15 protein-coding genes and 1 pseudogene are annotated in these 12,423 nt (G+C 54.9%); 8 read left to right on the top strand and 8 right to left on the bottom strand.

Translation table 11 applies throughout. The features are described 5' to 3' along the window. Positions 1 to 20: 20 nt before the first annotated feature. The 4 genes from ahr to BUC36_RS01295 form a co-directional block, all read right to left on the bottom strand. Positions 21 to 1,031, bottom strand: a complete 1,011-nt coding sequence (gene ahr, locus BUC36_RS01315; protein ID WP_073270693.1) for an NADPH-dependent aldehyde reductase Ahr — start codon at positions 1,029 to 1,031, stop codon at positions 21 to 23. A 542-nt stretch (positions 1,032 to 1,573) separates the two neighbouring features. Further along, positions 1,574 to 1,888 carry a putative quinol monooxygenase gene (locus BUC36_RS01310; protein WP_073270691.1) on the bottom strand — a complete coding sequence of 105 codons (315 nt, stop codon included), beginning with the start codon at positions 1,886 to 1,888 and terminating at the stop codon, positions 1,574 to 1,576. Positions 1,889 to 1,937: 49 nt separating this feature from the next. Then, positions 1,938 to 3,020: an alkene reductase gene (locus BUC36_RS01305; protein ID WP_073270689.1), complete on the bottom strand. Its 1,083-nt coding sequence runs from the start codon at positions 3,018 to 3,020 to the stop codon at positions 1,938 to 1,940. A 743-nt stretch (positions 3,021 to 3,763) separates the two neighbouring features. Then, positions 3,764 to 4,120 carry a winged helix-turn-helix transcriptional regulator gene (locus BUC36_RS01295; protein ID WP_073270685.1) on the bottom strand — a complete coding sequence of 119 codons (357 nt, stop codon included), beginning with the start codon at positions 4,118 to 4,120 and terminating at the stop codon, positions 3,764 to 3,766. Positions 4,121 to 4,240: 120 nt separating this feature from the next. Here BUC36_RS01295 and BUC36_RS01290 point away from each other — a divergent pair, with 120 nt between their 5' ends. The 7 genes from BUC36_RS01290 (at position 4,241) to BUC36_RS01260 (ending at position 9,496) form a co-directional block, all read left to right on the top strand. Continuing rightward, positions 4,241 to 4,825: an NAD(P)H-dependent oxidoreductase gene (locus BUC36_RS01290; protein WP_073270683.1), complete on the top strand. Its 585-nt coding sequence runs from the start codon at positions 4,241 to 4,243 to the stop codon at positions 4,823 to 4,825. 29 nt (positions 4,826 to 4,854) lie between these two features. Further along, positions 4,855 to 6,210, top strand: coding sequence for an NAD-dependent succinate-semialdehyde dehydrogenase (locus BUC36_RS01285; RefSeq protein ID WP_073270681.1), 1,356 nt, complete (start codon positions 4,855 to 4,857; stop codon positions 6,208 to 6,210). 79 nt (positions 6,211 to 6,289) lie between these two features. Then, positions 6,290 to 6,664: a cupin domain-containing protein gene (locus BUC36_RS01280; protein WP_073270679.1), complete on the top strand. Its 375-nt coding sequence runs from the start codon at positions 6,290 to 6,292 to the stop codon at positions 6,662 to 6,664. Positions 6,665 to 6,669: 5 nt separating this feature from the next. After that, on the top strand, positions 6,670 to 7,308 hold the full coding sequence (locus BUC36_RS01275) for a DsbA family oxidoreductase (protein ID WP_073270677.1): 639 nt from the start codon (positions 6,670 to 6,672) through the stop codon (positions 7,306 to 7,308). 31 nt (positions 7,309 to 7,339) lie between these two features. Beyond that, a complete protein-coding gene (locus tag BUC36_RS01270) occupies positions 7,340 to 7,897 on the top strand; it encodes a carboxymuconolactone decarboxylase family protein (protein ID WP_073270675.1) in 558 nt (185 codons plus the stop codon). 15 nt (positions 7,898 to 7,912) lie between these two features. Continuing rightward, positions 7,913 to 9,073 (top strand): low temperature requirement protein A, encoded by a 1,161-nt coding sequence (locus BUC36_RS01265; protein ID WP_073270673.1) that lies wholly within the window; start codon positions 7,913 to 7,915, stop codon positions 9,071 to 9,073. 21 nt (positions 9,074 to 9,094) lie between these two features. Next, positions 9,095 to 9,496 carry a GFA family protein gene (locus BUC36_RS01260; RefSeq protein ID WP_073270670.1) on the top strand — a complete coding sequence of 134 codons (402 nt, stop codon included), beginning with the start codon at positions 9,095 to 9,097 and terminating at the stop codon, positions 9,494 to 9,496. Positions 9,497 to 9,791: 295 nt separating this feature from the next. On the opposite strand, the pseudogene arsB reads toward BUC36_RS01260, so the two are convergent. The 3 genes and pseudogenes from arsB to BUC36_RS01245 all read right to left on the bottom strand — a co-directional run. Further along, positions 9,792 to 10,609 (bottom strand): annotated as a pseudogene (gene arsB, locus BUC36_RS01255) (ACR3 family arsenite efflux transporter); the annotation flags it as partial. Continuing rightward, entirely contained in the window at positions 10,597 to 10,881 is a 285-nt protein-coding gene (locus BUC36_RS19135; protein WP_073270668.1) for a metalloregulator ArsR/SmtB family transcription factor, read from the bottom strand. The pseudogene arsB and the gene BUC36_RS19135, both read right to left, overlap by 13 nt. Beyond that, entirely contained in the window at positions 10,878 to 11,243 is a 366-nt protein-coding gene (locus tag BUC36_RS01245) for an arsenate reductase ArsC (RefSeq protein ID WP_073270666.1), read from the bottom strand. The genes BUC36_RS19135 and BUC36_RS01245 overlap by 4 nt, the downstream gene beginning before the upstream one ends. On the opposite strand from BUC36_RS01245, the gene BUC36_RS01240 reads away from it, so the two are divergent. Further along, positions 11,213 to 11,788 (top strand): type 1 glutamine amidotransferase domain-containing protein, encoded by a 576-nt coding sequence (locus BUC36_RS01240; protein ID WP_084535440.1) that lies wholly within the window; start codon positions 11,213 to 11,215, stop codon positions 11,786 to 11,788. The genes BUC36_RS01245 and BUC36_RS01240 overlap by 31 nt on opposite strands. Positions 11,789 to 12,073: 285 nt before the next feature. On the opposite strand, the gene BUC36_RS01235 is transcribed toward BUC36_RS01240, so the two are convergent. After that, positions 12,074 to 12,340, bottom strand: a complete 267-nt coding sequence (locus tag BUC36_RS01235) for a hypothetical protein (protein ID WP_073270664.1) — start codon at positions 12,338 to 12,340, stop codon at positions 12,074 to 12,076. Positions 12,341 to 12,423: the final 83 nt, after the last annotated feature.

The following is a 12,423-nucleotide window of genomic DNA, read 5'->3' as shown; positions in this document are numbered from 1 at the left end:
TTCTTCCTTTCAGGATCCACTCAGTCGCGGTCGAGAACAATGCGATAGCGCGCCTTTCCGCTGCGAAGATGCTCGAAGGCTTCGTTAACCTTGCTCATGGGAAAATGTTCATTGACGGGCGTCACATTGTGCCGTGCGGCAAAATCCAGCATTCGACGGATTACTACCGGCGCGCCAACCGGTGAAGACCCCACCGAGAGCTGGTTGAACATCATGTGCGGAAGCACGTTGATACCCAAAGGTTCGTTGACGGCGCCGGGCATTTGCAGCCGCCCGCGCGGCTTGAGCGTCGCCAGGATTGCATTCCAGTCCATTTGCACATTGACCGTCGACAGCACCAGATCAAAACGGCCGGAAGCATTCTTGATAGCGTCTGGATCCCGCGAGTTGACCGTATCATGTGCACCCATCGCAAGTGCTTCTTCCTGCTTGGATGGTGACGTAAATGCAGTCACGTGGCAGCCCCAGGCATTGGCAAACTTCAGGCCCAGATGACCGAGTCCTCCGATGCCGATGACGGCGACATTGGCAGTGGGAGACACATCGAATTGCACCAGGGGATTAAAGACTGCAATCCCGCCACATAGCAGCGGTCCGGCCTCAGCGGGGTCCAGACCGTCCGGAATTTTCACCACGCTCGGCGCCTTTGCCCTCACGGTGTCGGCAAAACCACCATGCCGGGCGGCAATAGTGGGCTGCGCGCTGGCACAGAGGTTGTGATCACCCCCCATGCACTGGTCGCACACCATGCAATAGCCGGCGTGCCACCCCAATCCGACCCGATCCCCGACCTTCAGGTGCGTCACATGGTCGCCGATAGCCGAAACTGTTCCTATCACTTCATGTCCGGGAACCAGTGGGTATTGCGCCATGCCCCACTCATCATCCAGCATGCTCAGGTCACTGTGACAGATACCACAGGATTCGACCGAGATGTCGACTTCGTCCGGTTCGATGTCACCGAGCTCAAACTCAAACGGCTCGAACTCCCCTTTGGCTTTGGTGGCTGCATAGGCTTTTACGGTGCGCACTTTATCGATCTCCTGGTATTCGTTTAAACAAGGCGGGGCAACCTACGCCTGGATAGAAATTTGCTCCGCGATAGTTTTTCCAGGATTTTAGGTAGAAACACATGTTGCGAAACAAATCGGACTTCGCACACTTAATCACTCGCTGTGCTCCATGGTAGATTCATGTTTCTGCGCTGTTAACAGCTCGGTTCCTCAACCCTGGAAGGAACGGTCACACAATGAGACTAGCGGAAAAGGTCTGCCAAATAGACGTTCTAAGTGAACTTAATCAGTTTGTCGTGGGGAGTAATGTGAGAGGCATTTTCGGCGCCTCGGGCCGCAAAGGTTGGACCGCCCCGCGATGAGCGGGCGACCCTCATCTGCTTGTCGAATTACGCGGCGTGCGCTTGCGCACCACCATGTTTCTTGAAGAAGTCATCCTGATGAGGCCGCGGTTCGTCGGCCTACCATGTAGTATGCACCTCCAGGTCGCGCCGCAGCACCGAGCTTAAGGCTGCCCTATCTCCACAGCATTACAGTGGGGACATTTTTTGGAAATGAAATTAATCAATATTTTCGCGCAACAATTGGAGGCTGACGTCCGCCACCCATGGCTCCACAACTTGCCCATATTCCTGCATATGGGCGGTGGCAAAATGCGCTTCCAAATGCGCAACCGAGGCCCACTGTTCCACGACCGTAACGACATCTTCCCGATAGTCCGCCTGCCTGGGCACCAGTTTCACTTCATCTACCAGGGGCTCATATTGCAAACAGCCCTCTTCCTTCTTCACCGTGGGTTGCACGCGCAAGAGCTCTGACAGCACCTTGTCCCTGCAGCCCGGCTTTGTCTTGATCGTGGCGACAAGATAAATCATAAGTAAAATCCTAAGGACGGCGGGAGAGACTCCTCTCCCGCAAACTTATTCAAGCTTCAACCAGTTCTGCCAGTGAGGGATAGTCGATATAGCCTTCCGCACCCTGCGAATAGAAAGTCGATGGATCCGCTTCGTTGAGATCCGCCCCTTCACGCAGGCGACGAGGAAGGTCCTGGTTGGCAATAAAAGGTACACCAAATGCGATGGCATCCGCCTGACCGGCGGCTATGACGGCATTGGCCTCCTCGCCACTGTACCCGATGTTCAAAATCAGCTTGCCGCGGTAGTGTTGTCGTACGGGTGAAATCACATCCGCCTGCTGTTCGTCCAGCAGGTCGCTGCGCATCAGGTGCAGATAAGCGAGACCGTAATCATTCAGGCGCTGGGCCAGCCAGGTGACCAGGCCGACGGGATCGCTGTCTTTCATGCTGTTAAAGCTGTTCAGTGGCGACAGGCGGACCCCAACGCGGTCCCCGCCCCATACTTCGCAGACGGCATCCAACACTTCCAGTAGCAGGCGCGCGCGATTTTCAATCGGCCCGCCATAGGGCCCTTCCCGGCGATTCGCGCCATCGCGCAGGAACTCGTCCAGCAGATAGCCGTTAGCGCTGTGAACCTCGACGCCATCGAACCCGGCGCGCTTGGCGTTCTCCGCGGCTATCGCAAAGCCCTCGACAATTGCCGGGATCTCGTCATCACGCAGCGCGCGTGGAACGGTATAGGGTTTTTTGCCCTCCGGCGTATGAACTTCGTCGTTGGTAATCGGCAGCGCACTTGGGGCGACCGGCTCACGGCCGTCGTTCAACAGTGGATGGCAGGCGCGACCGCCGTGCCAGATCTGCAGGAAGATTTTTCCACCTTTCGCGTGCACGGCATCGGTAATTTTTCGCCAACCGACCACCTGGGCTTCTGAGTAGATGCCCGGCTCCCGCCAGAATGCCGAAGCGCCTTCCATCGCCATGGTGGCCTCCGCAATGATCAGGCCCGCAGAAGCGCGCTGGCCATAGTGTTCAGCCATCAGCTCGGTCGGCACATGGTCTGCATCGGCACGGCAGCGCGTCAACGGAGCCATAAGGACGCGGTTGGCCACGGAAACGGCACCGAGTTTTAGCGGAGTAAAGAGATCGCTCATATCTGTTCTCATCTTCAAAAGTTCGCCCTGTCATATCCGTATTATTCGGGGCAGAGGGATTTCTTCGTCGTTGCGGAGCTGGAAGTGGTCGCACTAAGGGCACTGTCAGCTCACCCGGCAGTACTCATTGGAAGGGATTTTGGGGGCGGAAGCAGGATTTCGGTTATCTCAAATCTGGGCAATAGTTGCTCGATTCTGCAAGTCGCGCGACGGCTCGTCGGCTAAGATCAGCGACTTATATCAAGCGAAGATATCGGAATAAGAATGGGGGAGGAGCACGTCTCGGTTCAGGGACTGGTGATAGCGCCCCTGATGCAGCAACCTCATCCCGCCGCTGCTGCTCGTCGTTTTGCTCGGCGCTCATCCGCCCTGCTCGACTATATAGACCGACCGGCGTTGCCTCTTTCCCATTTTCAGGACCGACTGTCTGACAGTGGGCCCAAACACCAAGCGCGAGAAGCGTGCAAATCTGTCGTCGACAGAGATGGGCGCCCGATTGCGGACCAAGATCCGCAGCGGCGCTGGCCCGAACTCTTGCGCCGGCGCTGAAGCGGGATTCCCGAGTAATTGAAGAAACATTTTAAGAAGCATTGCCACGGGCCGGAGAATGCCTCCCGGCCCATCGGCGATTGGCGGCGCCATGCAAACGCAAACTACAGCTTATAAATAATATTTATAAGCAAATACACATGGAACAGCAGGCGCTATAGGCCGACCCATAGGCCTCATTGTTGGCGCCCCCGTCAAAGCGCGTTGTGCTCAGACCACTTTCGCAGCTGCTCGAGGAAGTCGAGCGCGGAGCAACCGAACTCGGTCAGTTCGTAAGTCACCGCGAGCGGCCGGTCACTAATCACCGTTCGAATGACCATGCCATTGGATTCGAGCTCCTTCAGCCGCTGGTCAATCATCTTCTTGCTCGCGCCCCCCAACATCCGCGTCAGGTCGTTGAAACGGACGGGTCCATCCTTCAGGTGATAGATAATGGAGCCGGTCCACTTCCCGCCGATCAAGCGCATACCCTTTTCGACCGCACAGGGCTCCATGCAGGCGTTGTACACGCTTTTGCGGCCCTTCTCATCGGTCTTTACATAGCTTTCCACGATTCACCTCGCACAACCGGGGTGGTTACCAAAAGTATACTAATTGAACACGCCGACAAGGTTACCATAGTATCCCTGGTGTACAAAGTTCACCTAGAGTCACACACCAGAGGAATCGCTATGAGCAACGTACTGATCATCAACGCCCACCACCACTACCCCTTCTCCGAAGGCCGCCTGAACGGCGCCCTGGTACAGATGGCAGATGAACTGATCACAGCCAAGGGTCACACGACTCGTGTCGTCAATATCGATAACGAGTGGGATGTTGCCCGGGAACTGGAAAACCATCAATGGGCCGACGTAGTGCTGCTGCAGAGCCCGGTGAACTGGATGGGTGTGCCCTGGACCTTCAAGAAGTACATGGACGAAGTCTACACCGCGGGAATGGGCGGTCAGCTTTGTAATGGCGACGGTCGCCACGCGGACGCCCCGAAGAAAAACTACGGTGCCGGCGGCACGCTGAACGGCAAGAAGTACATGTTGTCCCTGACCTTCAATGCCCCGGAAGAATCGTTCAACGACGAAAACGAATACCTGTTCCAGGGCAAGAGTGTCGACGATCTGTTTTTCCCGATGCATATGAACTTCCGCTTCTTCGGCATGGAGCCGCTGAAGACCTTTGCGTGCTACGACGTGATGAAGAATGCGGATGTTGAAAGCGATTTTTCGCGCTTCAGCGCCCATATCGAAGAAACTTTCTAACTCTAGCCAGATGTACCGGAGATTTTGATATGACTTTACGATCCGTCAACCCATACAACAACGAACTTCTGGCTACTTACGAGGAAATGTCGCCCGAAGAAATTGATGCAGCCATCGGCAAAGCCGATGAAGCATTTAAGGTGTGGAAAGACAAGAGCTTTTCCGAGCGTGCATCGGTATTGCGTCGGGCGGCTGAGCTGTTTCGCGAGCGCAAGGAAGAGCTGGCACAGCTGATGGCCATGGAGATGGGAAAAAAACTTGCCGATGGACGTGGCGAAATCGAACTGTGTGCGGAAATATATGATTTTTATGCGGACGAAGGTGAGAAACTCCTGGCGCCACAGAAAATCTCAACGAGAGACGGCGAAGGAACCATGATCAACCAGCCGGTTGGCATCATCTACGGTATTCAACCGTGGAACTTCCCCTTCTACCAGCCATCTCGTTGTACCGCACCGAACCTGATCGCCGGCAATGTTGTTATCACCAAGCATGCCTCCAATGTTCCCCAGTGCGCAAAAGCGTTTGAGCAGCTTATGCGGGATGCCGGCGCACCGGAGGGAACCTACACGAACCTGGTTGTTTCCGCTCGCGGCGCGGGTGTGGTAATTGATGATGACCGTGTTCAGGGTGTTTCATTCACCGGCAGCAATGCGGGTGGTGCCAAGGTGGCCGAACAGGCCGGTCGGAATGTGAAGAAAACCGTGATGGAACTCGGCGGTGTCGATCCCTTCATCGTTCTCGATGATGCAGATATGGACGTAACCGTGGAACGATTCCTGGAAGGCAAATTGAGCTGTAGCGGCCAGATCTGTATTGCCGCCAAACGGATCATCTTGGTCGAGTCCATTGCCGATGAGTTCCTGACTCGTGTCACGAAGCGCTTCCAGGAGCTGAAGGCTGGAGATCCACTTGATGAAAGCACGGGTTATGGCCCGCTGTGCACGGAGAAAGCCGCAATAGAGGTGGAAGACCAGATAAACCGTTCTGTCGCCTCCGGAGCCACGGTGACCGTAGGCGGCAAGCGAGATGGTGCCTTTATCGAGCCGACGATCCTCACCAACATCGGCCGCGGCACACCGGCCTTTGATGAAGAGATCTTCGGACCTGTGGCCTGCGTATTCATTGTAAAAGATGAAGCGGAAGCGATTGCGCTCGCCAATGACAGCCAGTTTGGCCTCGGCGGTTCCGTATACACAACCGATGAAGCCCGCGGAGTCCGGGTTGCCGAACAGATTGAATCCGGAACGGCGTTCGTCAACCACATCTCCTGGACCTATTCGAGCATGCCCATGGGCGGTGTGAAAAAGTCCGGTTACGGTCGCGAGCTTGGCCACCTGGGCATTATGGAGTTCGTCAACCAGAAGCTCATTCGCACTTTCTAGCACTCATCACAGGATGGCCACCATACCGTGGGCCAGTCGATGGCCCGCGGTTAGAGTCGATATACGAGGTTATTTACCCATGAGAAAGACGCTAAGCATATTTACGCCCTTTATTACCGCGCTTGCCCTGTCTTCTTCCGCGGCACTGGCGAATGAATACCAGGCAGCACATATTGCCTCACCCGACCAATATGAACTGCTCTTGGAGAACGACAGGGTGCTGGTTCTGAAAATGGTTCTGAATCCCGGTGAAGCGGACATCGTGCATAGCCATCGCAACGAAACCGTTTACTTCGAAAAAGGCGGCAAGATAACCATCAGCGAAAGCGACGGCAAATCGTTCGAGTCCGACATTCCCGACGGCCATGTGATGTGGCACCAGGCCTGGTCCCACCAGGTCACAAACACCGGCGATACGAAAGTCATCGCCATCATTGTCGAAGAGAAGCGTTAATCGCAATGGAAACTCGCAGCATAGCGATCGACATACTATCCGATGTCGTTTGCCCCTGGTGTGCGATCGCCTACAAGCGTCTGTCGCTGGCAATCCGGCAGGCGGAACTCGAGGATGACACGGTCATCCGTTGGCACCCGTTCGAGCTGAATCCGCAGATGCCGGCCGCGGGTGAAAACCTTCGCCAGCACCTGGCTGGCAAGTACGGCACAACACTGAACGGCAGCATTGAAGCCAGGAAGAGAATTGCGCAGCTGGGCAAAGAGGTTGGCTTTTCGTTCGATTACTTCGACGAAATGAAGATGTTCAACACCAGAGAGGCACACCTATTGCTGCAGTGGGCCGCGCCGCTGGGAAGACAGAACGCGTTGGCAGAGGCACTGTTTGCCGCCTACTTCTCGAAACGCCAGGACATTTCCGACAGCGCCACATTGTTAAAGCTGGTGGAGGTTGTCGGGCTGGATCCGCTGGCGGCGGCGGAAGTGTTGCAGGACCCGGCGCATGTAACGGCGCTGGAGCAGGCCGAACAGCGCTGGCTTTCCCAGGGTTTCCGCGGCGTTCCCGCGATCGTAATCGGCGGCAAGGAGTTACTGTCGGGTGCCCAGGAGACTGCGACCTACCTGCACGCGCTTCAGACCCTTTGAACTCACGATGAAAAAATCCAGGAGAGATCCAATGTTTACCTATTACGATATTGAGAATGCGCCCGAGGAATCAAAGCCATTGATGGAGGAATCACTGCAGGCATTCCGCATGATCCCGAACCTGCACAAAGTACTGGCAGAAGCCCCGGCAACCTATGAAGCTTACAATACAACCATTTCCCTGTTCATGAAGAACACAACGCTCACGCCACTCGAGCAACAGGTGGTGTTCATGACGGCAAACTTCGAAAATGACTGTCATTATTGCGTGCCTGGGCATACGTGGATGATGAAGTCGGCCAAGATGCCCGAAGACGTAATCCAGGCATTGCGCGATGGCACTCCCCTGCCCGATGCCAGGCTGCAGGCGTTGCACGATTTTACCAAGAGTCTCCTCGACCAGCGCGGCCATATCGGCGATGAAAAGCTCGATAATTTCCTGAGTGCGGGATTCAGCAAGCGCCAGGCACTGGAGGTCCTGACCGGGCTCTCGGCCAAGTTGATCTCCAACTTCACCAACGCACTGGCGCACACGGAAGTCGATGCGGCGATGCAGCCATTCGCCTGGACTCACCCCAACAAACGCTGATTCCCGGAGGATATGATGTCAGTAGTCAGCCTTTACCGCTCTACCGGCCGCCACGCTACCTGGCTCGAGCTGTTTTTCGACCTGGTATTCGTTGCGGTAATCGGCGTTGTCACGCACGACCTGGCCCATACACACAACGGACATATTGGCGCGGAGCAATTGTTACGCTTTCCGCTGGTATTTATCCCGGTGTGGTGGATCTGGATGACGCACACCCTGTATTCCAACCGCTTCGACAAGGACAGCCGCGAGCACCGCTTGTTTAGCCTGTGTCTCATGGCACTACTGGTTGTTCTGTCACTCTTTGTCGAGAGCAGCCTGGAACAGGGCTTTGCACTTTTTGCCCTTTTATACGGCGCGATACGCCTGATGCTGGCCTACCTGTACTGGACTATCCACCGCAGCAAGGAGCAGTACGTCCATTTTGCCAAGGATGTCGGCACGGCAATTGCCGTAGGCGCGCTGGTGAGCATGAGTGCAGCCCTGATTTCCGGGCCGGCGAAGTTCGTCGTATTCTACCTCGGCATCATTATCGACGCCGGCTTACAAATCCTCCTCAGACACAAGCTAAATAGCAAGCCTGTGGACAAGGTTCACCTGGTAGAACGTATTGGTCTATTGGTTATTATCATTCTGGGCGAGTCCCTGATCGCCATGGTGGGGTCACTAGATCATGAGCAGTGGGATCTGTACAGCACGGCCTCTTCAATCACCGGGTTTTTGTTGATTGGCGCCATATGGTGGATCTATTTCGATAGCTTCCCAACCCTTGAGCGGGCAAAGCGCCTGACGAGTGGAAACATCCTGATATTTACCCACCTGCTGTTGTGCATGGGCCTGTTGATCCTCGCCAATATGATCAGGCACGCCATTCTTGGTGATCTTGACCGCCCGACTTTTGCCTTGCTGGCGATTACCGGTTTGGTATTCTTTTACCTTGGCAAGCAGATACCATATTGGTACGCGTTTCCCATCTGGCGACGCGCTATTGTATCGAATACGTTCATCTGTATTGGCATAACTGTCGGCAGCTCGTTCCTGTCCCGAATTGAATACTCGCTAATCGGTATGACACTCGGCATGCTGGTTTACGTTTACCTGACATTCAAACGTATCCTCGCCGTCGACGTAGACAACTACCTGGAAGCACCTCACGCAGCCGCTGCGGCTTCCTAACTTGTAATTTCGGAGAAAACAATGAGCGAAACCTACAAAGTGCACTGCGACTGCAACGCCGTGGAAGCGACCATGACTGGGGCCCCGAAAGTGCACGCCTATTGTCACTGCGAAGACTGCCGGGATCTGCTCCAGGTTCCCTACCACTCTGTACTGGCATGGGATCCCGACCAACTGCAAATCACCAGGGGCGCTGACGACATTGTGGAATTCCAGCATCCAACCAAGCGGATGAAGAGAATATTCTGCAAGCATTGCGGGGATGTTTTGTACAACACTAATGGCATGGGTTGGAAAATTGTATCGCAACTGTTGTTCAAAAGATGTAACAACGACATTTTGCCCCAATCGTTAGCATCCAACGCCCACTTTTTCTACGATCGTCGCGTAGTCAGTATCGACGATAGCTTACCCAAGAGGTAGGGATACTTTCCTGGCACCGCATATATGCAGGACTGAATATTGTTTATTTAGTCCTGTATAGCTCCCGTCATGCCTGTGATTGCGCCGGGTCGAATTGATGGTCCAGGTCTCCGCTCCGGAAGCCTGCGGAACTCTGGCTGCCTCTTCGCTGGCAGACCGCTGAAATGGCAAGGCCGCAGTGTGCCGTCCAGGCATACGATTGGCGACTTGGTCCGCCCCCCTGTTATGTCAGGTAAACGCTGCCGATCGGTGGGCTGCAATCAGTCCTTCGCGGCATTGGGCAAATCTTCTTGATTCACTGCACTTCAACTTGTACGCCATCAAAGCAGTGACGGGTGCGGTTGGCGAATGCCACCAAACTGAGCATAACGGGGACTTCCACCAATACGCCCACAACGGTAGCCAGCGCCGCGCCTGAATGAAGACCAAAAAGCGAGATGGCAACAGCGACAGCCAGCTCGAAAAAATTAGACGTCCAAATCATGCACGCGGGTGCGGCAACGTTGTGCGGTAACTTCAGTGCCCTGGCCGCGCCGTAGGCAATAGCAAAAATTCCGTAGGTCTGTATCAATAGCGGAATTGCGATGAGCACTATTGCCAGGGGGTGCGCCAGAATGGTCTCCGCCTGGAAGCCGAAAAGCAGCACCACGGTCGCCAATAGCCCGGCTACCGAGATCGGCTTCAGTTTATGGATAAAGTGGCTCAGGCGGGCGTGATTGGTGGGCCTGTCCAGTATTTTGCGCGTGATCACGCCGGCAACCAGGGGAATGACGTCATAAAGCAGGACTGATAACAGCAGCGTATCCCAGGGTACGGTGACGTCGGTGACGCCGAGTAGAAACCCCGCAATTGGTGCAAATGCGAAGATCATGATGAGATCATTGACCGATACCTGCACTAACGTGTAATTGGCATCTCCCCTGGTCAAGTGACTCCAAACGAATACCATGGCAGTGCAAGGTGCAACACCAAGCAGAATCATGCCGGCGATATACTCAGCCGCTGTCTGCGGATCGACGAGGTCTGCGAACACCACGCGGAAAAAAGCCAGCCCAAAGCAGCCATCGTAAATGGCTTGAGCAGCCAGTTAACCGCCAATGTCAAGAACAGACCTTATGGGCCTCGCAGGCTTGCTTAAGCATGGTAATACCCCAATCAGGCAGATCGGATTGAACGGAATAGAACACCCATTGGCCTCGCCTCGTATCGGTAAGGATGCCGCAGTTGCGGAGCTGGGCCAGGTGCCTGGAGATTTTCGACTGGCTCTCCCCCAATGTTTCCATCAACTCGCAGACACACAGCTCGCCCTCTTTCTGAATCAGGAGTGTCGCGTTCAAGCGAGTCTCATCTGAGAGACACTTGAAGAACTGAACAAGACTGATCAAGCCTTCACCTCTTTATCGATCACCAGCAAGAACAACTTGATGCGCTCGCTGATTTCATTCAGTGTGACATTGTACGGATTGGGGCCACCTCGACTCTTGGGGTCTTCAAAGTTCCAGGCCATGAAGCGCTCTCCCAGTGCCAGGGGTTCACACTCCAGAGATGCCTTGTCGCATAGCGATATCACGAAGTCGAAGGGTTCTCCGGCAAAGGTGTCCAAAGACTTTGGACGCAAGCCGCTCGCGTCCACGCCAAGGCGCTCGAGCGCGGAAACAGCAAAAGGATCAATTTCCCCGGGAGACGTTCCCGCACTAAAGACGTCGAAACGATCGCCTGCCTGCTTCTTCCGAAGGGCTTCCGCCATCTGCGAGCGGTGCGGCGCCAATCGATCCGCGCAGTCTGAGCGATGACGACGCCATCAACCGCGAATTTCTGGCGTCGCTAGAAACCCGCAGCCTACTCGATAATACAATTGAGCTGGCCGAGGTGGACCCGGAGAAATACCAGACAATACTGTTCGCAGGTGGTCATGGTACTGCCTGGGACTTTCCGAAAAGTGCTGCCGTAAACAAGATCGGATCCGCGATCTATGAGAACGGCGGCTTCCTGGCAGCCGTATGCCACGGGCCGGCGGCGTTGCTGAATATCTATGGCAGTGATGGCAAACTAGCCATTCAGAACAAGAAGGTGGCTGGCTTTAGCAATGCAGAGGAAGAGGCTGCTGGATTGACCGAAGTTGCCCCCTACCTTCTTCAGGATCAGCTTGCTGCCAGTGGGGCCAATTACCAGGAGGGCGAAAAGTTCAAATCTTTCGTCGTCAAGGATGGGCGCCTGATTACCGGTCAAAACCCGCAATCCGCAGCGGAGCTGGCGCGGACCCTGGCAAAGGCGCTCAAGCAGGACTCCTGAGTAATTCGAGATTCCTTGCCACGGAGGGGCAAGTCGGGATAAGCGCGTAAATTGGGGAACAGGCCTCTATAAGAACGCGCTATTCCCTGCCCCGCCTTTCATTTATGGCCCTTTTCAACCTGCAACAAATTTGCCAAGTCGCTTGCCGACGAAAAAGGAACAACGCCGTGCAAAACGAATAGGCTGAATCTGCCGATTATATCGGCGGATTCCCGATGTAGGATTGGTGTTGACGCGCCACCCAATAGAGTGGCCGATCAAGGCTTGCACCTGCGGCATAAATAGTTATGCCTCCTCTATATCCATCTGCGCATCCAAACCCTGAATGCGACGAATCAGTGAGGGCTTTACGATACGATGCAGGCAGTGATCGCGAACGATCGCGGTCAGCCCTTTGGTGGTGTGCAGCGTAGAGATGTAGCTTCGAATCCAGCTGCGCGCGTCGGCCTCGGACTTGAAGTCTGCCGAAACCAACTTCCACAAAAATTCATCCAAGCTGATCGAGACTCGAGTGGAGTCCGCGTTCTTGCCGTCGATAATTACTGATGCCACGCCATCCTCACATGATTACCTGTGCGAGCTGCACATAACTGTTTATGTGGACTATACAGAAGTATTTCTGATGCACACATAAT

Source organism: Microbulbifer donghaiensis (assembly GCF_900129095.1).
Taxonomy (GTDB): Bacteria; Pseudomonadota; Gammaproteobacteria; order Pseudomonadales; family Cellvibrionaceae; genus Microbulbifer; species Microbulbifer donghaiensis.
Note: the sequence above shows the minus strand (reverse complement) of the source record. Positions and strands in the feature narration are given on the sequence as shown.

What these genes read in the sequence shown, in the direction of transcription:
- BUC36_RS01310 (WP_073270691.1), bottom strand. Translation starts at nt 1,888, where the DNA reads ATGATTTATCTTGTCGCCACGATCAAGACAAAGCCGGGCTGCAGGGAC.
- BUC36_RS01305 (WP_073270689.1), bottom strand. Translation starts at nt 3,020, where the DNA reads ATGAGCGATCTCTTTACTCCGCTAAAACTCGGTGCCGTTTCCGTGGCC.
- BUC36_RS01290 (WP_073270683.1), top strand. Translation starts at nt 4,241, where the DNA reads ATGAGCAACGTACTGATCATCAACGCCCACCACCACTACCCCTTCTCC.
- BUC36_RS01285 (WP_073270681.1), top strand. Translation starts at nt 4,855, where the DNA reads ATGACTTTACGATCCGTCAACCCATACAACAACGAACTTCTGGCTACT.
- BUC36_RS01280 (WP_073270679.1), top strand. Translation starts at nt 6,290, where the DNA reads ATGAGAAAGACGCTAAGCATATTTACGCCCTTTATTACCGCGCTTGCC.
- BUC36_RS01275 (WP_073270677.1), top strand. Translation starts at nt 6,670, where the DNA reads ATGGAAACTCGCAGCATAGCGATCGACATACTATCCGATGTCGTTTGC.
- BUC36_RS01270 (WP_073270675.1), top strand. Translation starts at nt 7,340, where the DNA reads ATGTTTACCTATTACGATATTGAGAATGCGCCCGAGGAATCAAAGCCA.
- BUC36_RS01265 (WP_073270673.1), top strand. Translation starts at nt 7,913, where the DNA reads ATGTCAGTAGTCAGCCTTTACCGCTCTACCGGCCGCCACGCTACCTGG.
- BUC36_RS01260 (WP_073270670.1), top strand. Translation starts at nt 9,095, where the DNA reads ATGAGCGAAACCTACAAAGTGCACTGCGACTGCAACGCCGTGGAAGCG.
- BUC36_RS01245 (WP_073270666.1), bottom strand. Translation starts at nt 11,243, where the DNA reads ATGGCGGAAGCCCTTCGGAAGAAGCAGGCAGGCGATCGTTTCGACGTC.